The following is a 22,573-nucleotide window of genomic DNA, read 5'->3' on the forward strand; positions in this document are numbered from 1 at the left end:
CAATTCACGCGCCGCATGGCCGCAAGCAACCCGCGTAGGCTGCCTCGACAATCCTGCGTGGCATGACTATGGACGAACAAGGCGCTAAACCCGGGAAACTGGATTTTTGATCCCGCGCACGACCGACACGTCGGTCCCATTTCAACTTCCCGACAACAAGAGAGATTCATGAACCAATCACTAAGCCCCGCCTTGCGTGACGTTCTCATTGGTCTGGCGCGCTTCGACAAGTCGCGTGACACGGAGGTGCGTTCCGCTCTGCACGGCCTGGAACCGGCCGACTGGGGACGATTGTTCGAACTGGCCGGCACCCATCGGGTGCTCGCAAACTTGAGTCGGATCGTAGCCGACATGGCCGACGCTCCTGCGCCCTCGAAGTACCTGGCTCGCCTGCTTCTCATGATGCTTAAGCAGCATGCGGCCATGCGGCGGTGGGAGTCGCAAACGACGGTCGCGGCACTACGGGCCGAAGGAATTAATCCTGTTGTGCTCAAGGGCTATGTGCTCGGCACGGAGTGCTATCCCGAGTTCTACTTGCGCGAGACGGTCGATCTTGACCTTTTGATTGAACGGGATCTCCTCGATCGGGCCGGGGCGGCCCTGGAATCGCAAGGCTTCACTCGTTCGCAGTTTGTGCCGGCCACCGGCGAGCTTGAGTCGCTTTCCGACGCCCGGATTGAGGGGTATCGGAACGAGCTGCAACACCTGGGAGAGTTCACGCGGCTCTCTGAGACAGGGGCGGCGCTCACGATTGACTTGCACTTCCGTCTCTCTACCGTTTTCGACCACCAGGAACCCGACACCCAATTGTTCCTCGTGAACACCGTAGACTATCCCGACGGCGGCTACCGGAAGCTCATGCCGGAATTGTTCGTCGCGCACCTCGCCTATCACGCCTGGTGGGACACGCAGGCGCTGACCAATGTGCGTAAGGGATTCGACCTGAGGCTCTTTCAGTACTCCGATATCCTGCTTGCCTTCCAGACTTGGGGCCTCAAGTGCGAGCCCGTTCTGGAGTGGGCACGCCGGGCAAACGTGTTCGAAGCCACGAATTGGGCGCTGTGGATGACGAGCGAGCTCTTTGGAGGTCTCGAAGGGGACGGCGCGCTGGACCGCGAACTCGCATCTCAGGTCGACAGCAGATTTACGGATCGTTGGCTTCAGCGCGGCACCGACACTCCGATTGGCCAGTGGGACAGACCCGGTCCGAGTCGGATCTTTGATATGCATCGGGGCGCACAGGCAACGGCGATGATCGTTGAGTGGCTCGACCGGCACACCAAACGCGGGGACGTGCTCACCTGGGTTGAACGCAACTAGCAATGAGAATCCCGTTCTCAGTCCTGGAGCACGAAGCTGGTCGGGTTGCAGCCTGATCTGGTGCGTATTGATTGGCTTTTCGGGTAGCCTTGAGAGCGGTTCCCGAGCATCAGGATTCGTTGCGGGTCTCGACGGTCCCGCAGTGATGCGTCAGCCGGGCGGGCAGTGCCATCGTCATCTCGGCGTCACCGAAGAGGTCAGGCCGCTGGCCGACGACAAGCAACGCAGGACCGATACCGCACCCGCAACGGGCGTCCCGCGGACCAGGCAAGGACATGTCACGTCCGGCGGCAGAAGGTGCGGCTTATCTGCAAGCCTCCCCTTCTCCCTCCCACCGAATCGCTGTTCCCGATCACTTTTGACGATCGATTTCCGGTCGTCTTTCCTATAATTCCTGGTTACGTGGCAATATCGGCCGACCGGCGAAGCGAGGGCTTTGCAGACGGCCCGGTATGAACTCTATTCCAGGCTGGCGAACGATCTGCCATCCTACTGGAAAGCGTACAGGGCAGGATTAGAGTGAGCGACCGGCGCAATATCGGAAGGTTCGACTACGTCATCGTCGGCGCGGGATCGGCCGGCTGCGTGCTGGCGAACCGCCTGAGCGCCGATCCGGCCAAGCGCGTCCTCCTGCTGGAGGCGGGCGGATCGGACAATTATCACTGGATCCACATTCCAGTCGGCTATCTCTACTGCATGGGCAACCCCCGCACCGACTGGGGTTATTCCACAGTCAGCGAGCCGGGCCTCAATGGCAGGTCCCTCGCCTATCCGCGTGGCAAGGTGATCGGCGGCTGCTCGTCCATCAATGGCATGATCTACATGCGCGGCCAGGCCGCCGACTACGACCAATGGCGCCAGCTCGGCAACCCCGGCTGGGGTTGGGACGATGTCCTGCCCCTCTTCGTCAAATCGGAGAACCACCATAGCCTCGACGGCCCCTTTCACGGCCAGGGCGGCGAGCTGCGCGTCGAAAAGCAGCGCCTGTCGTGGCCGATACTCGACGCCGTGCGCGAGGCCGCCGAAGAGCTTGGCGTGCCGCGGGTCGATGACTTCAACGCCGGCGACAATTTCGGCTCTTCCTATTTCGAGGTGAACCAGAAATCCGGCTTCCGCTTCAATGCCGCGCGGGCTTTCCTCAAACCAGTCCGCCACCGCAAAAACCTGACCGTCCTGACTTTCGCCCAGGCCGAACGCATCGTTCTGGATGGCCGGAAAGTCACGGGTCTCGATCTGCGCGTAAAGGGGCAGCCTGCTTATATCGACGTCGCCGGTGAACTGATCCTGTCGGCCGGGGCGATCGGCACGCCGCAATTGCTGCAGTTGTCGGGCATCGGTCCGGGCGCCCTGTTGCAGGCGCACGATATTCCGGTCCTGCACGACCTGCCCGGCGTCGGCGAAAACCTGCAGGATCATTTGCAGATCCGCACCGCCTTCAGGATATCGGGCGCGACGACGCTCAACGAGCGCCAGGCCAGGTTTTCAGGCAAGGCGCGCATCGCCCTCGAATATGCCTTGCGCCGCACCGGGCCGATGGCGATGGCACCGAGCCAGCTCGGCATCTTCATGCGATCCGACCAGCGTTTCGCCACGCCCAACATCGAATTCCACGTCCAGCCGCTGTCGCTGGAGCGCTTCGGCGAGCCGCTGCACAGTTTTCCGGCGATCACCGTCTCTGTCTGCAATTTGCGGCCGCAATCGCGCGGGCATGTGCGCATCGACTCTCCGGATTTCCTGCGACATCCGGAGATCGCGCCAAACTATCTGTCCACCGACGCCGACCGCGACATCGCCGCAACGTCCATCACCATTGCCCGCAACCTGATGCGGACGCGGCGGATGCAGGCCTTCAAACCCGAGGAATTCAAACCCGGCATCGAAATCCAGAAACCCGAGGACCTCGCCAAAGCCGCCGGCGACATCGCCACGACCATCTTTCACCCGGTCGGCACGGCGAAGATGGGCACCGACGATATGGCTGTCGTTGATCCGCAACTCAGGGTTTATGGCATCGATGGCCTGCGCGTCGCCGATTGCTCGATCATGCCGACCATCGTGTCGGGCAACACCCACGCGCCTGCGGTGATGATCGGCGAAAAAGCGGCGCAGATGCTCGCCTGACAGCTGGCCGCGAACGGCTGCCGCAATTCCTCCCCGTCGCCTCCCCTGTCATCCCCAAGGAACAGCCATGCCCAGCCATAGCGATGCTTTTTTCGTTCTCACCGGCGGACCGGGCTCCGGCAAGACAAGCCTGATCGAAGCGCTGCACGCCCGCGGCTTTCGCACCGCGCCGGAGGCCGGACGCGGCATCATCCGCGACCAGATGGAGATCGGCGGCAGCGCGCTGCCCTGGCAGGATCCGGCTCTGTTCGCCGAACTGATGCTGGCGTGGGAACTGCGCTCCTGGCGGGAGGCTCACGCCGCAGCCGGGCCGGTGGTCTTCGACCGAGGCGTGCCGGACACGCTGGGCTATCTGCGCCTGACCGCCCTGCCCGTGCCGGTGCATATGCGCGAGGCGGCAAAGCGTTTCCGTTACAATCGCCGCGTCTTCATCGCGCCGCCTTGGCCGGAAATCTTCACGCAGGACAGCGAGCGGCGCCAGACATTGGACGAAGCCTGGCGCACCCATGACGCCATGGTCGAAATCTATGCCGAACTGGATTACGAACTCGTCGCTCTGCCGCTGGCCTCAGTGGAAGAGCGCGCCGACTTCGTCACGGAACAAATCAGACAGGATTAAAGAGAGGCGAGAAGTCGGCATTGCACGCAAGCGGCGGCGTCAACGCCACCAGGAGCCATGCGGCAGCTCGACATCGCGCTGCGCCCGGCCCAGCGCATCGATGAGCCGCGCCCTGCCCAGCGGAATGCAGTAGGCCGGCTTCGCCCGCTCGAACCGCCAGCTTTCCTGAAGTCCGCCGGTATCGACCGTGTCGAAGCCGAACTGTTCGTGAAGATCGGCGACGACGCGCTTCGAGGCGACATCGTTGCCGGCTATGGGGAGCGCCCGGCGGCCCGAACCCGCCGTCAGCGGAACATTTCCCGGATTGGCGAGGTCGGCGGCGAGGATGGCGTTAAAGGCCTTCACCACCCGGGCGCCGGAAAAATGTTCGGCGACCATCTGGCTCGTCGTCTTCTTTCGCTCGTCCAGCGCGGCAATTCGCCCGTCGCGGTCTGGATAATAGTTGTTGGTGTCGATAAGGACCTTGCCGGCCATGGGTTCCGGCTCGACCGAGAACACCTTGGCGAAGGGAATGGTGACCACCACAACATCGCCGAAGCCGATGGCGTCATGGCTCGCACCCGCCTCGCAGCCTATCGAAGCCGCCGTCTCGGCCAGCGTTTCGGGCCCGCGCGAATTGCTGAGCATCACCGCGTGGCCTTTGGTGCTGGCCAGCCTGGCAAGCGCCTGCCCGATATTGCCCGCCCCGACGATGCCGATTTTCATGGGATCATTCCGCATTATTGTCTTCCGCCCACGCGCAACGCAGGCGGAAGGGAGTCAAGACCAGCACCGGAAGACGGCGTTCACTCGGCCGGCGCTTCAATCACCTGCCGGGCACGGCCAAGCGTGAACTGCGCCACGGTGAACGATATGATTGCGCAGATCGCGATGCCGGCCACCATTGGCACCGGCGTGCCATCGAAGAAGGCTCCCGACACGCCCATGGCCAGCGCGCCGATGGCGAACTGCAGCGTGCCGAGCAGCGCCGAGGCGGTGCCGGCGATGGCGCCGTGGTCATCCATGGCCAGCACCGAAGTCGAGGGGATGACCAGGCCGACGAAGCCGTAGCCGACGAACAGCAGTGCCGCCAGCACAGCCAGGCTGTCGATGCCCGACGCCATCAGCGCGAACAGCACGATCATCGTGGCGGCGTAGCCGGACACTGCGACGCGCACCACCCGGGCCAGCCCATACTTCTCGGCGAACTTGCCGGTGAGCTGCGACATGGCGAAGAACGACACCGCGTTGATCGAGAAGAACACGCTGTAGGCCTGCGGCGACAGCCCGTAATGATCGATCAGGATGAAGGACGAACTCGACAGATAGACGAAGAAGCTCGAGATCGCGAAGCCGCTGATCGCTGCGAGGCCGAGGAACTTGCGATCACGCAACAGGAAGGCGTAGGCCGAAAGCGCGATGCCCAGCGAACTGCCGACACGGTCTTTCGGCAGCCGCGTTTCCTTGATCGAGGTCGAGAGCAGCACCACCGCCAGCAGCGCCGCAATCGTCACCGCCCAGAACACGCCGCGCCAGCCGAACGCCTCGATGATGAAGGAACCGGTCAGCGGCGCCAGGATCGGTGAGATCGAGAACACCAGCATCAAGAGCGACATCAGCTTCGCCGCTTCCGTGCCGGTATGCAGGTCGCGCACCACGGCGCGCGGGATCGCCATGCCGGCGCAGGCGCCAAGGCCCTGGAAGAACCGGAACGCGACCAGCCATTCGATCGACGGCGCCAGCGCCGCGCCGATGCCGCCTGCCATGAACAGCGCCAGCCCGAAATAAAGCGGCGGCTTGCGGCCGACCATGTCGGAGATCGGACCAACAACGATCTGGCCGAGACCCATCGACAGGAAGAAGATAAGCAGGCTCCACTGTACGGCCGAAGTCGACGCATCGAGATCCTGGCCGATGGACGGCAGCGCCGGCAGGTACATATCGATGGCAAAGGGGCCGATGGCCGACAAAAGGCCGAGCACAACCGCGAGGCGGAGATAATTGGTAGGCATGACAATGGCTTCTTTCAGTCTGGTTCAGCCGGCGGGCGGCATAACCCAAGGACGTTCCATCCCTGACGATTCCGACTCGTGCGAGCCGCAATCCATATTTTGATTGACCAATTTTTTAGACACACTTGTCCAATTCGTCAATCACCTGTATATATTTTTTCATGAAAGCACACGCCTCTCCTGACACTTTCCCGCCACGCGGCCATACAGCCAAGCGCGTCTCCATCATTGATGCAGCCGGCGCGGTGTTCTGCCGGGAGGGCTTCGCAGGAGCCAATATCGACCTGATCGCGGTCGAAGCCGGCGTATCGCGGCAGACCGTATATAATCATCACGGCGACAAGGAAAACCTCTTCGTGGCGGTGGTGCGCGACCTGTCGGAACAGTCCAACGCCGGCGTGTTTGCCACGCTCGCCACCTTCCCCGATCACCCGAAGGACCTCGAGGCCGACCTCGCCGCCTTCGCGGTGCGGCTCAATTGCAACTGCCTCTGCAACCGCGAGGGCAAATTCCTGCGCAAGCTCATCCAGGCTGAGGGCGAGCGCTACCCTGAATTGTTCGCCGAGTGGCGCGACGAGGGCTCGACGAAAATCTGGTCCGCTCTTGCTGCCCGCTTCGCCCGTCTCGCCTATGCAGGGTTCCTCGACATCGACGACCCGGACCTGACGGCGCGGCAGTTCCTGGCCCTCGTCAATGCCGAATTGCAGACCAAGTTCATGTTCGGCCAGACACCGACGGAAGCCGAAATTCGCAAGGCCGCGGCCAATGCCGTGCGTACCTTCCTCCGCGCTTTCGGCAAGCAGCCGGCAAAAGCCAGACGGCGTGAAACCATCGAAGCATAGGGTCAGGACCTGTTAGTCCTGTCGCGGACGACTGTTTGTCCGACCGAATTTTCCGATCAATTTCTGTATCGGCCCCTGCCTATCGTCCGGCGGGGCCTTATATCCAGTTTACGAGGCCGCGAAGCTTGATTACAGCTATGCGGGCGATTCAAAGGACCCAGACCGCCGCATGGCCGACGACCACATCCGATACGACATCCTTACCCAGGAAGCCCTGCGCGGCGTCATGCGCAAGGTCCTGGCCGAGGTTGCGCGCACCGGTCTGCCCGGCAATCACCACTTCTTCATCACCTTCCTGACCAACGCGCCCGGCGTGCGGATATCCACCCGGCTGCGCGAGCGCTACCCGGAACAGATGACGATTGTCATCCAGTTCCAGTATTGGGACCTGAAGGTGTCGGACACCGGTTTCGAGATCGGCCTGTCCTTCTCGGACGTGCCCGAGAAGCTTGAAATCCCGTTCTCCGCCGTGCGCGGCTTCTACGATCCCTCGGTCAATTTCGAGGTCGAGTTCGACGTCCGGACCGAAGCCCCCATTGCGGCGACGGCGGAAAATGTCGAAACCGGCCCCGTCGCAATCCCGACGGAGAAAAAGCCGGAAAGCAAGAAGGCCGCCGATGCGGCCAAGACGGCCGCGGCCGCGGCGGCAGCCGATCCGTCCGGCAAAGGCGCCGACGTCGTGTCGCTCGACGCCTTCCGCAAGAAATAAGCTTCAGCACGGCCATGGCCGAAATCGTCAACCTCCGCCAGGCCCGCAAACGCAAGGCGCGCGCCGACAAGGAGCGCACGGCCGAGCAGAACCGCCTCCAGCACGGGCGCACGACGTCCGATCAGGTGCAGCGACGGCTGGCCAGCGAAAAGGCCAACCGCTTGCTCGACGGCCACCGGTTGGAGCCCCATCCTCCTTCGGAGGACGAGTGAAACCGTGAGCGCGGTCGAGAAGCGATCCGTCAGCATACGCGGGCACCGCACCAGCTACTCGCTGGAAAAGCCGTTCAACGACGAACTCATTGCTCTCGCCGCCGCACGGAACGTGACGCTGGCGGCATTGATTGCCGAGATCGACGAAGGCAGACCCCGCGAAAGCAATTTGTCGTCAGCGCTGCGGATTTATGTCCTCGAGCAGGTCAAGTCCGCCCGCCGCTGATATAGCCTGCGTCCGCAAAGGCTCGCGAACAACACCCGATCATCAGGCATCCTGGCTATCCGCATACGAATGACAGCCCAAAATCATTGAGTGTCGAACACGTCTCCCAGCGGCGACGCGTCCGGCTGGCGCAGCGGTGTTGGCTGTGGCGCCGGGGATGGCACCGGTGTCCGTTCCGCAGGAGGCGCGGGCTGGGGAGCCGGCTGAGACGCCGGGCTGCTGGCCTTGCGTTCCGCCTCCTGCCTGGCCTTTTCCTCCGACGCGATGCGCTGCGCTTCCTCGGCCTTGCGCTCGATTTCCTCGGCGACGGCTTTTTCAGCCGCCTTGCGTCCGGCTTCCTCGGCCGCAGCTTTTTCAGCGGCTTTCACCTTCTCTGCGTCCGCCGCCGCCTTCGCTTCGGCATCGGCCTTCGCCCTGGCGGCTTCTTCCGCGGCCTTTCTGTCTTCCTCGGCCTTGCGGGCCGCTTCCTCCTGCTGGCGGCGCAGTTCCGCGGCCGCACGCGTGCGTTCATCCTGCAGCGCAGCGTAATAGCGGACCTCGCGGCGCAGCCGTTGCTTTTCCAGCAATGAGGCCTGCATCGCCTCGACGCGTCGCTGCTCCTTCTCCAGCGCGCGCTGCGTCAGGAATTGCGCCAGCGGCGCACTGTCGAATGTCCGCACCGTCGCGCCAGGCGCACCGTCGAGACTGAAGTTCACGATCGGCTCCGAACCGACCAGCGCCTCGTCGCCCGGCCGGTAGGCGATCGCGCCGCGCGCCGCGACGGTGCCGGCGTTCAGGTCGGCGCTCAGATCGGCGCTCAGCGTCGCCGCCGGGTTTTCGAAGGTGACGGGCGGCGCCCGCAGCGTCCCGTTGGCAAGCGTGAAGGCGATGTCGGTATCGGCGGCGCCGAAACTGCCGGCTGCCGCCAGCGGCGGCGCAAAAGCGGCGGTTTTCCCGGCATCGATGTCGCGCCCGATGGCGTCGGCCTGCGTGATGAAAGCCGGAAACGCCTGCGGATTGACGTTGGCGATCGTCAGCCCCTTCAGCGAGACCGTCCCCGAGCCGGAAAGCGATGCGATCATCGCATCCACCGACTTGCCGCTGGTGGAAACCGTCGTCGTGAGCCCCGCCGCTCCGGTTAGGCCGGCATCGGGCAGCATCATCGTCAGGTCCGTGCCGGAAAGCGTCGCCTGGCCGGTGAAAAGGCCGGTGCCGCCATTGTTCTTCAGCTCGAACAGTCCGGCCAACTCGCCACCGAACAGTTTGCCCTTGATGTTCGAGACCGAAAGCGCCTCGTCGCCCAGTTTGAAAGCCATTGTCGCATCGTAGACCGTGGCGAAGGCGCCGGCCGCCAGCGCGCCGGTGCGGATGTCCAGGTCGGCGGTAAAGGGGGCGTTCGACTTTCCGGAGAAAGGAGCAACCGGCCAGCCCTCGGCGACGCTTTCCAAGGCGGTGCTGCCGAAAAGCATGGTCGCCACCGGTTCAAGATCCAGTTCGTCCAGTTCCAGCGCACCGGCCAGATGCGGCCGCCCGTCCTTGATCTCGGCATTGATGTCGCCCGCGACCGCCGCCTCGTTGATCGTTCCGTTGAGCCCGCTCAGCACCAGCAGGCCGCTGCCATAATCGGCGTCGGCGGCCAAGGTCGTGCCCATGCCAGCGCCCATGCCGGGCAGCGCGATGCCGGTCGTCATCAGCCACGGTTCGAGGTCGGCGGCGTCGAGGCTGGCCCTGCCCCTCGCAACGGCGCCCTGCTGACCATTCGCCACTGTTCCATTGAAGGTGAAGCTGAAATCATTGCCGGAAAGCCCGAACTGGGTGGAAAGACCGTCGCGCAACGTTCCCTTGGCGGACAGGTCGGTGCTGCCCTCGCCCGCCACCCCGAGCGGCAGAACCGGGACGCCGTAAAGCGCCAGCAGCGCGGTCGCGTCGTCATTCTTGGCGTTGAACGTCACGGTGAGTGGCGCATTCGCCAGATCGTCCGGCCTGCCCTGTCCCGAGAGCGAGGCGGAAAAGGCCGAGCCGCCGGCGCTGCCATGCGACGACAGCGCCACGCCGATGCTGCCATCGCCAGTGCCGGCCATGCTGGCGACCAGATCGACCTGCGCTTCATTGAACAGGCCCGGATAAGCCCTTGCGCGCGCCGCGAGCCCCTTCACGACCGCATTGCCCGGATAATGCCGCGCCGCCGCATCGATCAGCGGCGCAAGATCCAGCGACACGACCGATGCATCGATATTGCCGGTCGGATTGGCTGGGAAATCCTCGATGCGTCCGGTGGCGCTTATGGCCGCGCCTGCGAGCCCGTCGACCGAAAGCCGATCGATTTCCAGCGTGCCGGCGCGCAGCCGCAGCGCCGTGTCGATCCTGTCGGCGGTCAGGCCGGCGGCGGTGACGGGCCCGGCCTTGATCTGGAAATCGAGATCGCGGTCGGCAAAGCGGTTGGCGCCCTTGTCGGAAACGAAAAGCGAGACGAACGCCGTCAGCCCCTCGACGTCCAGTTCATCGCCGTCCAGCTTCATCTGCACCGAAGGCCGAGCGTTTTCCGGTTGGGCGGAATCGATCGAGCCGTGGAATCTGGCTTTGCCAAGGATCAGTTCGAGATCGCTGAAGGTCTGGCGCGCGTCGGTCATGTCGACGTTCGCCTTGAAGCCGGCGGCCGGAAGACGGCGGATCGCCTCATCGATATCCTTTGAAAGCCAGGCTGCGAAACCGGAAGGCTGCGCCACGGCAAGCAGCAGCGAACCCTTGAAGCCCAGCCGGCCGGCGACGCTCACCGCCCCGCTTGCCTCGAGTTTCGTGCGGCCGGGCAAGGTCGCAGCCAGCGATTTGACGGTCCACCCGGTTGGCGCGGGCTCTGCCGAAAGCCTGACATCGCGGATTGTCGTGTCGCCCGCCACCACCGCCGGCAGCTTCACTTCGACCGTGCCTGGAATCGTCGGCTTAGGCAGGTCGAGCAGCGCGGTTTCAAGCCCCGACACGCGTTGCGCCAGCGTCAGCGCGGCCTTGGTATCGGCGCCGACCGCCTCATCGAACTGCACCTGGGCGCCGCTGGCCTCGACGGCGAAGCGCGGAGCCGGCCCGAGATCGACCGACGCCTTTCCGTCCGCCGTGTAGGGATTGTTCAGCGGACCGGTTTCGAAACGGAAAGCGTCGACCGTCAGCTTGCGATGATCGAGTTGGAACTTGCCGTTCAACCTGTATCCGGGTTCCGCCTTGCCCGCGCTGACCTTGACCGGCTCGCCGTCGCTGCCGCGCAGTTGCGCAGTGTTCTTGTCGTCGCCGGCGATCCTGAACTGTCCTGAATAATCCGCCCCGCCCTTGTCGATGCGGGCGGTGCCGTCAGTCTCGACGGTCAGCGGATAGGCGTCGGGGTCGGCCCTGACACGGACCCTGAGCGCGCCGGTCTCATCCACTCTTCCCGTCGCCACGGCAATTTTCGTCCGCATGCCGTCGATGCGCAGCGACCCGTCCAGCCGCCAGGGACCGGCCAGCGATTTGGCCGAGATCGTGCTGTTGATCTCCGACAGCAGGTGTTTGCGCGCTCCGGACTCATGCAGAATCGTCACCTGTCCTTCGGTGACGGTGAGCTTTTCAATGGCGACGTGGCCGGCATCGAAGGGCGAGGAGGGGCGGATCGCCCAGTCGACGCCACCGTCCGCGGCGATATCCACCGTCGCCCTCGGCCGCACCAGCCGCATGTCGTAGATCAGCACTTCGCCGCGCAGGAAAGGCGCCAGCTCGGCGTCCATTGAAAAGGTTTCCACGGTCATGGCCGGCTGCCCGTCAGGGCCGCCCGCGACCGACACGTCGCTGAACGTCACCGATGGAAACGGCAGCAGCCTCGCCGTTGCGTCGCCCTTCACCGTTACCTTGCGGCCGAGTATGGCGCTCGCCTCGCGCTCGAAATCGGCCCGGTAGCCAGTCCAGTCGATAAAGGGAGGCGCCACCAGCGCCGCAAGCAGCACCAGCACGAAAAGACCGCCGAATATAACAAACAGGCGAGCGAGCATCACCCCGACATATTTTTAGGAACCCAACGCACTCTAGCCGCATTGGCGTGTCGATAAAGTGGCAATTCGTTAAGCCTGCCCTTTTCCAGGCTGCGGAGCGAAACACTGGGTGTCTTGCGCGCGTTATCGACTTTGCATAGGATTTTCCTGCGGGAGAAAGGTGAAGACATGCTGAGGTTTATTGCTGTTTTCTTCGTTGCATTCGCAGGCTGGGGATTGTCGCCTGCCGCGGCTCAGGGGCGAGCCATCGCCTGCGAATCGCAGGGCAATCAGTACACCGAGTGCCGGTCCTATTTCCGCGCCCCTGTGATCGTCCAGCAGAGGTCGAAGCGCAGTTGCGTGCGTAACCGCACATGGGGCTATGAGCGCGGCATCATCTGGGTGGACAATGGCTGCCGCGCCGTGTTCGCCGAAGGCGCCCGCCCGCGCTACCGCTCTGACTACGGCCGGAGATATGACAACCGCCGCTACGACGACGAGGACGACAGCGGCATCATGATCATGCCCGGTGACGACTTGTATGGCCGGCGTCGCGGAGAAGGCCCGCCTCCCTGCCCGTTCGGCGGGTGCCGGGACTGACGGACACCCTGCCGGACTTCAAGACCCGGCGACCCTGATTTCCCGTAAGCGCGGCAGGCCGGTCAGGTCTGCGCCGGCAGGATTTTTCCCGGGTTCATGATGTCGAGCGGGTCGAGCGCCTGCTTGATTGTGCGCATCACGTCGACGCCATGCCCGAGTTCCTTCCGCAGGAACCCGGCCTTGCCCTGGCCGATGCCGTGTTCACCCGTACAGGTGCCGTCCATGCGGATTGCGCGTTCGTTGAGCCGCGCGACGAATTTTTCCACCAGCGCGATCTCCTTCGGATCTTCCGGGTCCATCAGCGCCAGAACGTGGAAGTTGCCGTCGCCGGCATGGCCGACAATCGGCGCGATCAACCCCATTTCGGCGATGTCGGCTTCCGTTTCCGTCACGCATTCGGCCAGCCGCGATATCGGCACGCAGACATCGGTCGACAGGCCCTTGGCGCCGGGCCGCAGCGTCAGCGACGCCCAGTAGGCTTCATGCCGCGCCTTCCATAATTTGGCCCGCTCTTCCGCCACGCTGGTCCACAGAAACGGTCCGCCGCCCTGCTCCTCGGCGATCATGCCAAACGTCTCGGCCTGCTCGGCCACGCTCGCCTCGCTGCCGTGGAACTCGACGAACAGGCAAGGGCTTTCCGGATAGTCCAGCCTGGAATAGGTCTTCATCGCCCGCATCTGCAGGGCGTTCACCAATTCGATCCGCGCCACCGGGATGCCCATCTGGATCGTCGCGATCACCGCCTGGCAGGCGGCGTCGAGGCTCGGAAACGGGCAGACGCCGCCGGAAATCGCCTGCGGAATGCCCTGCAATTTCAACGTCAGCGCGGTGATGACGCCAAGCGTGCCTTCCGAGCCGATCAGTAGCCGGGTCAAATCATAGCCGGCGGCGCTCTTCTTGGCCCGCTTGCCGGTCGTGACAACTTCGCCGCTCGCCATCACCGCCGTCAGCGACAGCACATTCTCGCGCATCGTGCCGTAGCGCACCGCATTGGTGCCGGAAGCGCGCGTCGCCGCCATGCCGCCAAGCGTGGCATTGGCGCCGGGATCGATGGGAAAGAACAGCCCTGTATCGCGCAGGTAGTGATTGAGGTCTTCGCGGGTGACGCCGGGCTCGACGGTGCAGTCGAGATCCTCGGCATTGACGGCCACGATGCGGTTCATGCGCGACGTATCCACCGAAACCCCGCCGCCCGGCGCGTTGACATGCCCTTCCAGCGAAGTGCCGACGCCGAAGGCGATGACCGGCACGCGGTGCTCGGCGCAGGCGCGCACGATCTCCTGCACCTCGGCCGTGCTTTCCGGCCAGACGACGCCGTCCGGCGCCTGGTTGGGAATGTAGGTTGTGGTGTGGCCGTGCTGTTCGCGCATCGCCTGCCCGGTCTGCAGCCGCTCACCGAAACGCTGCTTCAGGATGCCGAGCACGGCGGCAATGCCTTCCTCGTTGCGGTTTACCGATGCCAGGTCGCCCAGCGCCATGTTGTTCCTCCGCATAGGGGCCGGAGCTGCCCCCAAAGATGCCCTTGTCCTTCGATCCCCGATGCGTAGTCTGATCGGCCGCAGCCTGTCCAGCCTTGGAAGACCTTTCGATGACCCCAGCGCCTTATGTTTCCGCAGCCATGAAGATAGAGCCCGAATGGATCGACTATAACGGCCACCTCAACATGGCCTACTATAATGTTCTGTTCGATCGCGGTTCCGACGCGGCCTTTGAATTGATGGGCATGGGGCCGAACTATGCCAGGCAGCGCCGCCACACCACCTATGTCGCGGAAGCCCATGTCTGCTATGTGCGCGAATTGCATTTGAAGGACAGCGTCACCGTCTCCTTCCACCTGCTCGACCATGACGAGAAACGCATACGCGCCTACCAGGAAATCCGCCACGCCGAGGGCTGGCTGGCGGCGACATGCGAGACGCTGACCCTGCATGTGGATATGGCCGGGCCGAAAGTCGTCCCCTTCCCCGCCGACATCGTGATGAACGTCGAGGCCATGCGGGCCGCCCACGCGCATTTGCCTTCTCCACAGCGCGCAGGCGCCTCGATCGGCATCCGCCGCAAATCGGCTTGACCCGCCGAGCCCGTGCTCGTTAACCTTAACAAATCTTGAAGGTGCATAAGCCGGATCGGCTCTTGAACGAATCGGCAAGGGATTCAAGAACCGTTGTCAGGATTGCGGAACCAGGCGGCGGACGAAAAAGCAGGCCGGCTTGAGGAACGAGCATGAAAATCGACATCGAGGCCGCCTCGGCAAAGCTCGCAGCCGATCCGCGCATCAGCGATTATGATTTCTGGCGGTCGCTCAAGAACCTCAACAACGAGATATTCCAGATCGCCAACAGCAACGAGCCTATCCCCATGGATATGATCCGCTGGCGCGTCATCCTCAAGCAGGCCCGCTCCAAGCGCGGCCACGCCTGAAATCTGCCCCGAGCCTAATGGCCCGAACGCATTCGTCCGCCTGAGATTTTGTATTTGCCTTGACCATTTCGTCTTGGCTGGATAGCGACTTGCCCTGATGCATGTCGCCCAAATACGCAGCGGTTTTGGGAAAGCGACATGCATAAAAACGAGAAGTTAAAGCACGTCGTTTGAATCCATTTTCATCCGGCGTGCTTTAGAACGCGTAGGCCGCCGTGGCTCCCAGGGCCAGGATGACCGCCAGCGCTACCAGCGCGGCATAGATACGCGGCAGGTCGAAGAGAATCGCGTGGCCCGCGACCCATGCGGCGGTCGCGGCGCCCACCGCCATCAGAAAACCGTTGCGGTCCCCGTTGACCAGATTCGCAGCCATCAGGCCGCCGGTGACTAGCGCCCCGAACACGATGATGACGGCGATTGCCGCCTTGTCGAAATTATCGTCCATCCGCGATTCCTCGAACTTTCGCATCTATATCGCCGGGACAGGTTTACGCCAGTTCCCATGCGGAGCAAGCGCAAAGTGAAGCCGGACAGACCCCATCCGCGCAGATTCGCAGTTTCCGTTTGCGTCAAACCCGCGCTTCAACTGCGCATAGATCGCGGATTCCAGAATTGATATGGAAATCATGACGTTATCGTCGGATCCGGAATCCATTTTTCATCTCGAAACGATTCAAGATTGAACCAAATCCGCTCCCGGCCCGTTTATGCCCGCCAGAGGCTTGGAGTGAAATGATGGAATTTAAACCGACCAGGGAATCACCTGACGCGTGGCATATGACGGACGACCTGCATGCCGAACACGGCAAGGGCGATCCATTTGCCGCAGCCATCCGTGCGACCCGCATGTCGATGATCATCACCGACCCGCGCAAGGCGGACAATCCAATCGTATTCGTGAACGACGCCTTTCTGCGGCTGACCGGATATTCGCGCAATGAGGTCCTCGGCAGCAACTGCCGGTTCCTCCAGGGCCCCGACACCGATCGCCAATCGGTCGAGCGGGTGCGCCAGGCCATCCAGGCCAACTCGGATATATCGATCGATATTTTGAACTACCGCAAGGACGGCTCGGCATTCTGGAATGCACTGTACATCAGTCCTGTTTCCAACGATCGCGGCGAGGTGCAGTTCTTCTTCGCCTCGCAACTGGATGTAACCGACCGCAAGGAGTCCGAGCACAGGGTGAAGGCGGACAAGGAGCGTTTCGAAGCCGCCGTCAAGGAGCGAACCCGGGAGCTGGAAGAGGCCCTCGAAGCGCAGACGGTTCTGATCCACGAGGTGGATCACCGGGTCAAGAACAACCTCCAGATGGTCGCGTCGCTGATCGTCATGCAAAAGCGCACCATAAAGGACGAGGAAACGCGCCATTCGCTGGATGCCATGCTTTCGCGGATTGAAGCGCTTGGCACAGTCCATCGGCGGCTCTATCAGTCGAAGGATGTCAGCCGTTTCGATCTGGCCGACTTTGCCGACGATCTGATCTCCGATCTGCTGACCGCGTCGGGCCATAGTGAAATCCGTAAGGAACTGGATCTGCAGCCAGTCATTATATCTGCTCACAAGGCGACACCTGTTGCGCTGATGATGAACGAGCTTGTCACGAACGCTTTGAAGCACGCCTTCAAGAACGGTGGAGACGAGAGCTTGAAGGGCACGTTGGGCGTGCGGCTTCACAATCACGGTGAGCACATCAATATCGAAATCGCCGATGACGGCGTGGGTTTTGACGGCAAACAGGAAAACAGCACCTCCTTCGGGACCCGCTTGATCCATTCGCTGGCCCGCCAATTGCGTGCCGAAGTGACTTGGGAGAACGCCAATCCCGGCACCCGCGTGAAGATAAAACTGCCTGCCGACGAAATGCAGTGAGGTATATGATGTTGAAGCCGCTCAAGGTGCTGATTGTCGAAGACGAGGCGCTCCTTGCCATGGAGTTGGAAAGCCTGATCGAGGACGCCGGTCATGAAGTCGTCGGCTGGGCAACCTCGTCCAGCGAAGCCCGCGAACTGATCGATACGGTCGACGCCGACATCGCCTTCGTCGATATTCACCTGACAGACGGGCCGACGGGGGTCGATGTCGCCGAGTATATAGTCGGCAAGGACAATTCGATGGTCGTGTTCATGACGGCCAACTCAAAGCGAATTCCGGAGAACTATGCCGGCGCTGTCGGCGTCATCGCCAAGCCCTATACGATGGCCGGCCTGAATTCGGCGCTGCGCTATTTGCAGGAAGGCGTGCGGGAACCACCACCGGTTTCAACCTGTCCGACCGGGTTCACCCTGTCGCCCGACTATCAATCGGCGTGGTCGCCTTCCCACAATTGATGAAAAGCCCACCCTCCGCGGGTGGGCTTTTCGAGTCGGATTGATCTAGGCCGAAAGATTTTCCTTGAAGAAGCTCACCGTCCGCTGCCAGGCAAGGTCAGCCGCCGCCTTGTTGTAGCGGGCTTCCGACGTTTCGTTGTTGAAGGCGTGGTTGGCGCCCTCATAGATGTAAAGCGTGTATTTCTTGCCGTTCTCGTCCAGCGCCTTGCGGAAGGCATCGATGCCGGCATTGATGCGCTCGTCCAGCCCGGCATAGTGGAGAAGCAGCGGCGCCTTGATCTTCGGCACGTCCTCCGGCTTAGGCTGCGCGCCATAATAAGCCACCGCCGCGGCAAGATCCGGCGCGTTCACCGCCAGCATGTTGACCGTGCCGCCGCCCCAGCAGAAGCCGACCGCGCCGACCTTGCCATTGCCGCTCTCGTGGCCCTTGAGGAACGCGACCGTGGCAACCGCGTTGGCCTGCACCTGGGCGGGATCGAGTGTGGAAAACTGTTGGCGCGCCTTTTCCTCATCGGCTGGCGTGCCGCCGAGCGGCGACATGAAATCCGGCGCCAAGGCTACATAGCCTTCCAGCGCCACCCGCCGCGCCACATCCTTGATATGGGCGTTCAGGCCACGGTTCTCGTGCACCACGATCACGGTGCCGAGCTTGCCCGACTGGTCGGCGGGCCGCGCCAGATATCCCTTCATGTCGCCACCGCTGCCCGGATAGGTGACGTCCTCGGCCTTCAGCCTGCTGTCATCATCGGCGATCACCGCCGCTCTGGCGGCATTGGTGGCAAGCATCGGCGCGATGGCGACCGCTGCTGCGCCCGATCCGGCCAGTCTGGTCAGCGTCTCCATGAAGCCGCGCCGGTCGAGCGTCAGATGCGTATATTCATCATAAGCGTCTATCATCGCCTGCGTGATCAGGGGCTTGTTCATTTTTGTGTTCTCCGTTCTGCGCCGATGCGATTAGATAGCGGTCGAACCTGCATGGTCTAATCACGACGAAGTGAGTGGCCCGTGTAGGCCGGTCATGCCGCTATCGGGCGGCGCGCTGCGGCAGGGGCGAGAGAGGAAAGACATGAACGTCCAGGAGATCATCTACGCCATCTCGAACAAGGTCGATATCGACCCGATGACCATGGAGAAAGTGGTCGGCACCATCCTGTCGGTGCTGCAGCACGAGACGGAAGGCACCAGCGCCGAACGTCTGTTCGACAAGCTGCCGGGTTCGCTGCAACTGGCCGAGCAGTATGACGTCATGGCCCCGAATGCCAGTTCAGGCGGCGGGCTTCTGTCCTCCCTGCAAGGTGCGCTGGGCGGTGCCCTCGGCGAAAAGGCCGGTGCCCTCATCAACGGCATCGCCCAGTTGAAGGCGACCGGCCTCGATATGGCACAGATCCAGCAGGCCGGCACGGCGCTGATCGAGGAGGCGAAGTCGGTCGCCGGCCCCAAGGCCATCGAGGACGTTCTGGCCCAGGTGCCGAGCCTGAAAGGCCAGCTTGGGCTCACCTGAGTGTGCGGCCCCGTTTAGGTCGCATTGACGGCTTCGCGCCCGACAACCTCATCGATGACAAGGCGGTAGAAAAGAGGGTGAGAATGATCCTCGGCTGGTGCGCCTGAGGGTTTCAATGCGCCTGGTTCCCACCAATTGGCGTACTTGCTGAGCAGGGACCAGGCCCGCTCTCGTTCAACCATCAAATCCGCGTCATCTGAGAGTTCCTCATAGTGACCCTGCACCATGACGCTCGTCCAGGAACGGTTGTCTGAGAATTGCTCGACGACCATGGCTGCCTGCGGATTGGCGCGCATGATGTCTACTTTCTTGCCGGGCATCGAGAACGAGTAGATAGCATTGTTTTCGAGTGCATAGTAAATTGGAACCACGTAGGGACGATCGTTCAAAGCACAGGCCAGATAGCCGAGGCGCTGTGTCTCCAAAAACTTGGTACACTGCAGCCTGCTCATTGTTTGAACCTGCATCCGATTCCCTCCTGCTCGAGCACCGATGCGATTGTCGCAGATATTGCCTCCTCTGACGACGCCATTCTTGATCACGGCGCTGCTGGTCGAGCTGACGCCTGGCCCGAATATGACCTATCTCGCACTGGTGTCCGCCAGCAATGGACGGCGCGCCGGATTGGCCACCGTTGCCGGTATAGCGATAGGCCTGGCGACCATTGGACTGATTGCAGCACTGGGCGTCGCTGAAATCATACAAGCCTCCGCCATTGTATACGAGATGCTGCGGTGGTCCGGCGTGATCTTCCTGCTTTATCTCGCTTGGGAAGGATGGATCAGCGGCACTGATGTGGTCGCCAGCGCCCCGACTGAACATGGCCGATATTTCACTCGAGGCTTGATTACAAATTTGCTCAACCCGAAAGCGGGCGTCTTCTATATCTCTGTATTGCCGACATTCATTGACCCGACCGTGTCGGCCACACGACAGGCGATGATACTCACAGCGGTCTACGTAACCGTTGCAACGCTTATACATCTTGTCATCGTGCTCCTGGCTGGATCGCTGGAACCCGTTTTGAACGACCCCGGACGGGAGAGACTCGCCAGGAGGTTCTTTTCCTTGCTGCTGGCTGCCGTTGCGCTTTGGTTTGCATGGACAACGGCCCGCTGACCGTCACCAATGGCAAACCTTCATACGCCTACTTCCCCAGCGTGTAGGCCATGACGTAGTCGCCCGCCTTGGTGCCGACCGAGCCATGGCCGCCGGCGACGATCACCACCATCTGGCGGCCGTCCGCAGTCTCGTAGGTCATCGGCGTCGACTGGCCGCCGGCCGGCAGGCGCGCTTTCCAAAGCTGCTTGCCGGTGGTCAGGTCGTAGGCGCGCAGATAGTCATCCACGGCAGCCCCCAGGAACACGACGCCGCCGGCGGTGATCATCGGCCCGCCGATGCCCGGCACGCCGACCTTCAACGGCAGCGGCAGCGGCGTCATGTCGTAGACGGTACCGTTGCGGTGCTTGTAGGCGATCTTGCCGGTGCGCAGGTCGGCGCCGGCGACATAGCCCCAGGGCGGCGTCTGGCAGGGAATGCCGAGCGGCGACAGGAACGGTCCCATCACCACCGCATAGGGCGCGCCCTCGTTGCGGTTCAGCCCCTGCTCCGACCCCCTGCCCTCGTCGTCGGGCGCAGGCACCTGATCACGCGGCACCAGCTGCGATTTGAACGCCAGGTAGGTCGGCATGCCGAACATCACCTGTCGCACCGGATCGACTGCGACCCCGCCCCAGTTGAACACGCCGAAATTGCCGGGATAGACCAGCGTGCCCTGCACCGAGGGCGGCGTGTAGCGGCCTTCATAGCGCAGGCCCTGGAACTCGATCCGGCAGGCCAGCTGGTCGAATAGGGTGATACCCCACATGTCCTTGCCGGTCAGCGGCTTCGGGTTGAAACTCAGCGCCGATACCGGCTGCGTCGGCGAGGTCTTGTCTTCGGGGATCGCCCCGCCCGGCGCCGGCACTTCCTTCACCGGCAGGATCGGCTCGCCGGTCTCGCGGTTCAGCACGTAGATGTCGCCCTGCTTGGTCGGCCCGACCAGCCCCGGCACGACGCCGGAGGCGGTGGTGATGTCGACCAGCGACGGCTGCGCCGGAACGTCCATGTCCCACAGATCGTGGTGCACCGTCTGCCGCACCCAGCGCACCTGCCCGGTATTCAGATCGAGCGCGGTGATCGACGATGCGTATTTCTCCACCGCCTCGCTGCGGTTCATGCCGAGCTGGTCGGGCGTCTGGTTGCCGAGCGGAACATAGACCAGCCCGAGCTTCTCGTCGGCGCTCGCCGTCGACCACATGTTGGGCGAGTTGTGCGTGTATTCCTGCCCGGCGGGCAGCGGCGTCGTCACGTCCGGATTGCCCGAATCCCAGTTCCACACCAGCGCGCCCGTATCCACGTCGAAGGCGCGAATGACGCCGGACGGCTCCTCGGTCGAATAATTGTCGTTGACCGCGCCGCCGACGATGATCTTGCCGCCGGCGATCAGCGGCGCCGAGGTCGAGTAATAATAGCCGTCCTTCGGAAACGGCATGTTGGTCATCAGATTGAGCGTGCCGCCTTCGGCAAAGCTGGGGCAGACCTGGCCGTTCGCCGCGTCCAGCGCGATCAGCCGCGCATCCGAGGTCGGCAGGTAGACGCGCTCGGCGCAGGCGCTGCCGGCGGCGAGCTTGACGTCGTGGTAGTAGGAAACGCCGCGGCAGGTCTGGTGCTGGCGCTGGTTCTCCGGCCCGATCTTCGGATCGAAGCGCCACTTCTCCTTGCCGGTCGCCGCATCGATGGCGATGGCGAAATTGTGCGGCGTGCAGATGTAGAGCGTCTCGCCGATCTTCAGCGGCGTCACCTGATAGGTGGTTTCCGTCACGTCGTCCGGCCCGCGAATGTCGCCCGTCCGGTAGGTCCAGGCCGGCTCGAGCTTGGCTACGTTGCCGGGATTGATCTTCGTCAGCGGCGAATAGCGCTGGCCGTAGGGCGTGCGGCCGTAGAAGTGCCATTCGCCGGGCGGCACCGCGCCGCCGAGATCGGCCGAGGGCGTCACCGCATCGGCCGAAAGTTCGCCCGAAATGTCGTATGGATCGACCGACATCGAATAGCCGGCCACGCCGAACGACGCCAGCACCGCAAGGATCAGCGGCGCGCGGCCGTCGCGCCCGGCAAGCCTGCGCCGCACCCACGGCGTCAAAAGCCACAGCGCGATGAGCACGATGATGCCGCCGCGCGGCCCGAGCGACCACCAGTCGAACCCCGCTTCCCACACCGCCCAGATGAGCGTCGCCAGTAAGATGCCGGCATAAAGCCAGAGCGCCGTGCTGCGCCTGCGCCACAACAGGAAAGCCGTGGCAAGAAACGCCAGTCCGGCGATGAGATAGTACCAGCTGCCGCCCGCCGCGATCAGCCATCCGCCCCCTATGCCAAGGTAAAGTCCGATGAGGGCGAGGATGATCGAGGTGATCAGGACGGCCATGGCGTGACCCCTTTGCAATTCACTGCGCGCGGACCGAAAAACCGGTCCGGATTATGTCAATCCGTCGAGCCTTTCCCGATAGCGTCGCCCTGTCAAGCAGACGGGGGTCACGCGGCGGTCACGAACAAGGGAAACCCGGACATGGTGGCTTTGGCCCATGAATGCTTTCGTGGTCCGACTGCACCCGTCGAGGCCTCGTTGCTCAGTGAAGCGCGCCGCCGGAGGAGAAACAATCCCGTACAGCCTGACG

The 22,573-nt window shown here is 63.0% G+C and carries 22 protein-coding genes; 14 read left to right on the forward strand and 8 right to left on the reverse strand.

Annotation, left to right across the window (positions count from 1 at the left end; all coding sequences use genetic code 11):
* The first annotated feature begins 168 nt into the window (after positions 1-168).
* The 3 genes from ASD44_RS07800 (at position 169) to ASD44_RS07810 (ending at position 4,060) form a co-directional block, all read left to right on the forward strand.
* Positions 169-1,320: a nucleotidyltransferase family protein gene (locus ASD44_RS07800; protein ID WP_056110414.1), complete on the forward strand. Its 1,152-nt coding sequence runs from the start codon at positions 169-171 to the stop codon at positions 1,318-1,320.
* Between the two features lie 519 nt (positions 1,321-1,839).
* Entirely contained in the window at positions 1,840-3,441 is a 1,602-nt protein-coding gene (locus ASD44_RS07805) for a GMC family oxidoreductase N-terminal domain-containing protein (RefSeq protein ID WP_056110415.1), read from the forward strand.
* Positions 3,442-3,508: 67 nt separating this feature from the next.
* Complete coding sequence (locus ASD44_RS07810; protein ID WP_056110417.1) at positions 3,509-4,060, forward strand: AAA family ATPase; 552 nt, start codon at positions 3,509-3,511, stop codon at positions 4,058-4,060.
* A gap of 39 nt (positions 4,061-4,099) precedes the next feature.
* On the opposite strand, the gene ASD44_RS07815 is transcribed toward ASD44_RS07810, so the two are convergent.
* Both ASD44_RS07815 and ASD44_RS07820 read right to left on the reverse strand, forming a co-directional pair.
* Positions 4,100-4,765, reverse strand: coding sequence for an NADPH-dependent F420 reductase (locus ASD44_RS07815; RefSeq protein ID WP_056115674.1), 666 nt, complete (start codon positions 4,763-4,765; stop codon positions 4,100-4,102).
* A gap of 80 nt (positions 4,766-4,845) precedes the next feature.
* On the reverse strand, positions 4,846-6,051 hold the full coding sequence (locus ASD44_RS07820) for a multidrug effflux MFS transporter (protein WP_056110419.1): 1,206 nt from the start codon (positions 6,049-6,051) through the stop codon (positions 4,846-4,848).
* 161 nt (positions 6,052-6,212) lie between these two features.
* Here ASD44_RS07820 and ASD44_RS07825 point away from each other — a divergent pair, with 161 nt between their 5' ends.
* The 4 genes from ASD44_RS07825 (at position 6,213) to ASD44_RS07840 (ending at position 8,040) form a co-directional block, all read left to right on the forward strand.
* A complete protein-coding gene (locus ASD44_RS07825; RefSeq protein ID WP_056110421.1) occupies positions 6,213-6,893 on the forward strand; it encodes a TetR/AcrR family transcriptional regulator in 681 nt (226 codons plus the stop codon).
* Between the two features lie 169 nt (positions 6,894-7,062).
* Positions 7,063-7,602 (forward strand): SspB family protein, encoded by a 540-nt coding sequence (locus ASD44_RS07830; RefSeq protein ID WP_056110423.1) that lies wholly within the window; start codon positions 7,063-7,065, stop codon positions 7,600-7,602.
* A gap of 14 nt (positions 7,603-7,616) precedes the next feature.
* Positions 7,617-7,814 carry a DUF4169 family protein gene (locus ASD44_RS07835; RefSeq protein WP_056110425.1) on the forward strand — a complete coding sequence of 66 codons (198 nt, stop codon included), beginning with the start codon at positions 7,617-7,619 and terminating at the stop codon, positions 7,812-7,814.
* A gap of 4 nt (positions 7,815-7,818) precedes the next feature.
* Positions 7,819-8,040, forward strand: coding sequence for a ribbon-helix-helix domain-containing protein (locus ASD44_RS07840; protein WP_056110427.1), 222 nt, complete (start codon positions 7,819-7,821; stop codon positions 8,038-8,040).
* 83 nt (positions 8,041-8,123) lie between these two features.
* Here ASD44_RS07840 and ASD44_RS07845 read toward each other — a convergent pair whose 3' ends face one another.
* Complete coding sequence (locus ASD44_RS07845) at positions 8,124-12,029, reverse strand: AsmA-like C-terminal region-containing protein (RefSeq protein ID WP_056110430.1); 3,906 nt, start codon at positions 12,027-12,029, stop codon at positions 8,124-8,126.
* Between the two features lie 168 nt (positions 12,030-12,197).
* On the opposite strand from ASD44_RS07845, the gene ASD44_RS07850 reads away from it, so the two are divergent.
* Positions 12,198-12,608 (forward strand): DUF3011 domain-containing protein, encoded by a 411-nt coding sequence (locus ASD44_RS07850; protein ID WP_056206750.1) that lies wholly within the window; start codon positions 12,198-12,200, stop codon positions 12,606-12,608.
* 62 nt (positions 12,609-12,670) lie between these two features.
* On the opposite strand, the gene ASD44_RS07855 is transcribed toward ASD44_RS07850, so the two are convergent.
* Positions 12,671-14,086 carry an FAD-linked oxidase C-terminal domain-containing protein gene (locus ASD44_RS07855; protein ID WP_056110435.1) on the reverse strand — a complete coding sequence of 472 codons (1,416 nt, stop codon included), beginning with the start codon at positions 14,084-14,086 and terminating at the stop codon, positions 12,671-12,673.
* Positions 14,087-14,196: 110 nt separating this feature from the next.
* Between ASD44_RS07855 and ASD44_RS07860 the strand changes: the two genes are divergently transcribed.
* Positions 14,197-14,679 (forward strand): thioesterase family protein, encoded by a 483-nt coding sequence (locus tag ASD44_RS07860; RefSeq protein ID WP_056110436.1) that lies wholly within the window; start codon positions 14,197-14,199, stop codon positions 14,677-14,679.
* Positions 14,680-14,831: 152 nt separating this feature from the next.
* Complete coding sequence (locus ASD44_RS07865) at positions 14,832-15,029, forward strand: hypothetical protein (RefSeq protein ID WP_056110439.1); 198 nt, start codon at positions 14,832-14,834, stop codon at positions 15,027-15,029.
* A gap of 196 nt (positions 15,030-15,225) precedes the next feature.
* Here ASD44_RS07865 and ASD44_RS07870 read toward each other — a convergent pair whose 3' ends face one another.
* Positions 15,226-15,474 (reverse strand): hypothetical protein, encoded by a 249-nt coding sequence (locus ASD44_RS07870; protein WP_056115677.1) that lies wholly within the window; start codon positions 15,472-15,474, stop codon positions 15,226-15,228.
* A 332-nt stretch (positions 15,475-15,806) separates the two neighbouring features.
* On the opposite strand from ASD44_RS07870, the gene ASD44_RS07875 reads away from it, so the two are divergent.
* Positions 15,807-16,901, forward strand: coding sequence for a histidine kinase dimerization/phosphoacceptor domain -containing protein (locus ASD44_RS07875; RefSeq protein WP_244478734.1), 1,095 nt, complete (start codon positions 15,807-15,809; stop codon positions 16,899-16,901).
* A gap of 8 nt (positions 16,902-16,909) precedes the next feature.
* Positions 16,910-17,359 (forward strand): response regulator, encoded by a 450-nt coding sequence (locus tag ASD44_RS07880; RefSeq protein WP_056115682.1) that lies wholly within the window; start codon positions 16,910-16,912, stop codon positions 17,357-17,359.
* Positions 17,360-17,404: 45 nt separating this feature from the next.
* On the opposite strand, the gene ASD44_RS07885 is transcribed toward ASD44_RS07880, so the two are convergent.
* Positions 17,405-18,283 (reverse strand): dienelactone hydrolase family protein, encoded by an 879-nt coding sequence (locus ASD44_RS07885; RefSeq protein WP_056110442.1) that lies wholly within the window; start codon positions 18,281-18,283, stop codon positions 17,405-17,407.
* Positions 18,284-18,425: 142 nt separating this feature from the next.
* Here ASD44_RS07885 and ASD44_RS07890 point away from each other — a divergent pair, with 142 nt between their 5' ends.
* Positions 18,426-18,860 (forward strand): hypothetical protein, encoded by a 435-nt coding sequence (locus tag ASD44_RS07890; protein WP_056110444.1) that lies wholly within the window; start codon positions 18,426-18,428, stop codon positions 18,858-18,860.
* Between the two features lie 14 nt (positions 18,861-18,874).
* Here ASD44_RS07890 and ASD44_RS07895 read toward each other — a convergent pair whose 3' ends face one another.
* Complete coding sequence (locus ASD44_RS07895) at positions 18,875-19,327, reverse strand: pyridoxamine 5'-phosphate oxidase family protein (protein WP_056110447.1); 453 nt, start codon at positions 19,325-19,327, stop codon at positions 18,875-18,877.
* A 67-nt stretch (positions 19,328-19,394) separates the two neighbouring features.
* Here ASD44_RS07895 and ASD44_RS07900 point away from each other — a divergent pair, with 67 nt between their 5' ends.
* A complete protein-coding gene (locus ASD44_RS07900) occupies positions 19,395-19,979 on the forward strand; it encodes a LysE family translocator (RefSeq protein WP_310189099.1) in 585 nt (194 codons plus the stop codon).
* A 28-nt stretch (positions 19,980-20,007) separates the two neighbouring features.
* On the opposite strand, the gene ASD44_RS07905 is transcribed toward ASD44_RS07900, so the two are convergent.
* Positions 20,008-22,323 carry a glucose/quinate/shikimate family membrane-bound PQQ-dependent dehydrogenase gene (locus ASD44_RS07905; RefSeq protein WP_056110451.1) on the reverse strand — a complete coding sequence of 772 codons (2,316 nt, stop codon included), beginning with the start codon at positions 22,321-22,323 and terminating at the stop codon, positions 20,008-20,010.
* Between the last annotated feature and the right edge of the window lie 250 nt (positions 22,324-22,573).

The organism is Mesorhizobium sp. Root554, assembly GCF_001427025.1.
Classification (GTDB): Bacteria; Pseudomonadota; Alphaproteobacteria; order Rhizobiales; family Rhizobiaceae; genus Mesorhizobium.

Excerpts from the sequence above, each read along its gene's own strand:
- ASD44_RS07800 (WP_056110414.1), top strand. The coding sequence starts at position 169 with ATGAACCAATCACTAAGCCCCGCCTTGCGTGACGTTCTCATTGGTCTG.
- ASD44_RS07810 (WP_056110417.1), top strand. The coding sequence starts at position 3,509 with ATGCCCAGCCATAGCGATGCTTTTTTCGTTCTCACCGGCGGACCGGGC.
- ASD44_RS07815 (WP_056115674.1), bottom strand. The coding sequence starts at position 4,765 with ATGAAAATCGGCATCGTCGGGGCGGGCAATATCGGGCAGGCGCTTGCC.
- ASD44_RS07820 (WP_056110419.1), bottom strand. The coding sequence starts at position 6,051 with ATGCCTACCAATTATCTCCGCCTCGCGGTTGTGCTCGGCCTTTTGTCG.
- ASD44_RS07825 (WP_056110421.1), top strand. The coding sequence starts at position 6,213 with ATGAAAGCACACGCCTCTCCTGACACTTTCCCGCCACGCGGCCATACA.
- ASD44_RS07830 (WP_056110423.1), top strand. The coding sequence starts at position 7,063 with ATGGCCGACGACCACATCCGATACGACATCCTTACCCAGGAAGCCCTG.
- ASD44_RS07835 (WP_056110425.1), top strand. The coding sequence starts at position 7,617 with ATGGCCGAAATCGTCAACCTCCGCCAGGCCCGCAAACGCAAGGCGCGC.
- ASD44_RS07845 (WP_056110430.1), bottom strand. The coding sequence starts at position 12,029 with ATGCTCGCTCGCCTGTTTGTTATATTCGGCGGTCTTTTCGTGCTGGTG.
- ASD44_RS07850 (WP_056206750.1), top strand. The coding sequence starts at position 12,198 with ATGCTGAGGTTTATTGCTGTTTTCTTCGTTGCATTCGCAGGCTGGGGA.
- ASD44_RS07855 (WP_056110435.1), bottom strand. The coding sequence starts at position 14,086 with ATGGCGCTGGGCGACCTGGCATCGGTAAACCGCAACGAGGAAGGCATT.
- ASD44_RS07860 (WP_056110436.1), top strand. The coding sequence starts at position 14,197 with ATGACCCCAGCGCCTTATGTTTCCGCAGCCATGAAGATAGAGCCCGAA.
- ASD44_RS07865 (WP_056110439.1), top strand. The coding sequence starts at position 14,832 with ATGAAAATCGACATCGAGGCCGCCTCGGCAAAGCTCGCAGCCGATCCG.
- ASD44_RS07870 (WP_056115677.1), bottom strand. The coding sequence starts at position 15,474 with ATGGACGATAATTTCGACAAGGCGGCAATCGCCGTCATCATCGTGTTC.
- ASD44_RS07875 (WP_244478734.1), top strand. The coding sequence starts at position 15,807 with ATGACGGACGACCTGCATGCCGAACACGGCAAGGGCGATCCATTTGCC.
- ASD44_RS07880 (WP_056115682.1), top strand. The coding sequence starts at position 16,910 with ATGTTGAAGCCGCTCAAGGTGCTGATTGTCGAAGACGAGGCGCTCCTT.
- ASD44_RS07885 (WP_056110442.1), bottom strand. The coding sequence starts at position 18,283 with ATGAACAAGCCCCTGATCACGCAGGCGATGATAGACGCTTATGATGAA.
- ASD44_RS07890 (WP_056110444.1), top strand. The coding sequence starts at position 18,426 with ATGAACGTCCAGGAGATCATCTACGCCATCTCGAACAAGGTCGATATC.
- ASD44_RS07895 (WP_056110447.1), bottom strand. The coding sequence starts at position 19,327 with ATGCAGGTTCAAACAATGAGCAGGCTGCAGTGTACCAAGTTTTTGGAG.
- ASD44_RS07905 (WP_056110451.1), bottom strand. The coding sequence starts at position 22,323 with ATGGCCGTCCTGATCACCTCGATCATCCTCGCCCTCATCGGACTTTAC.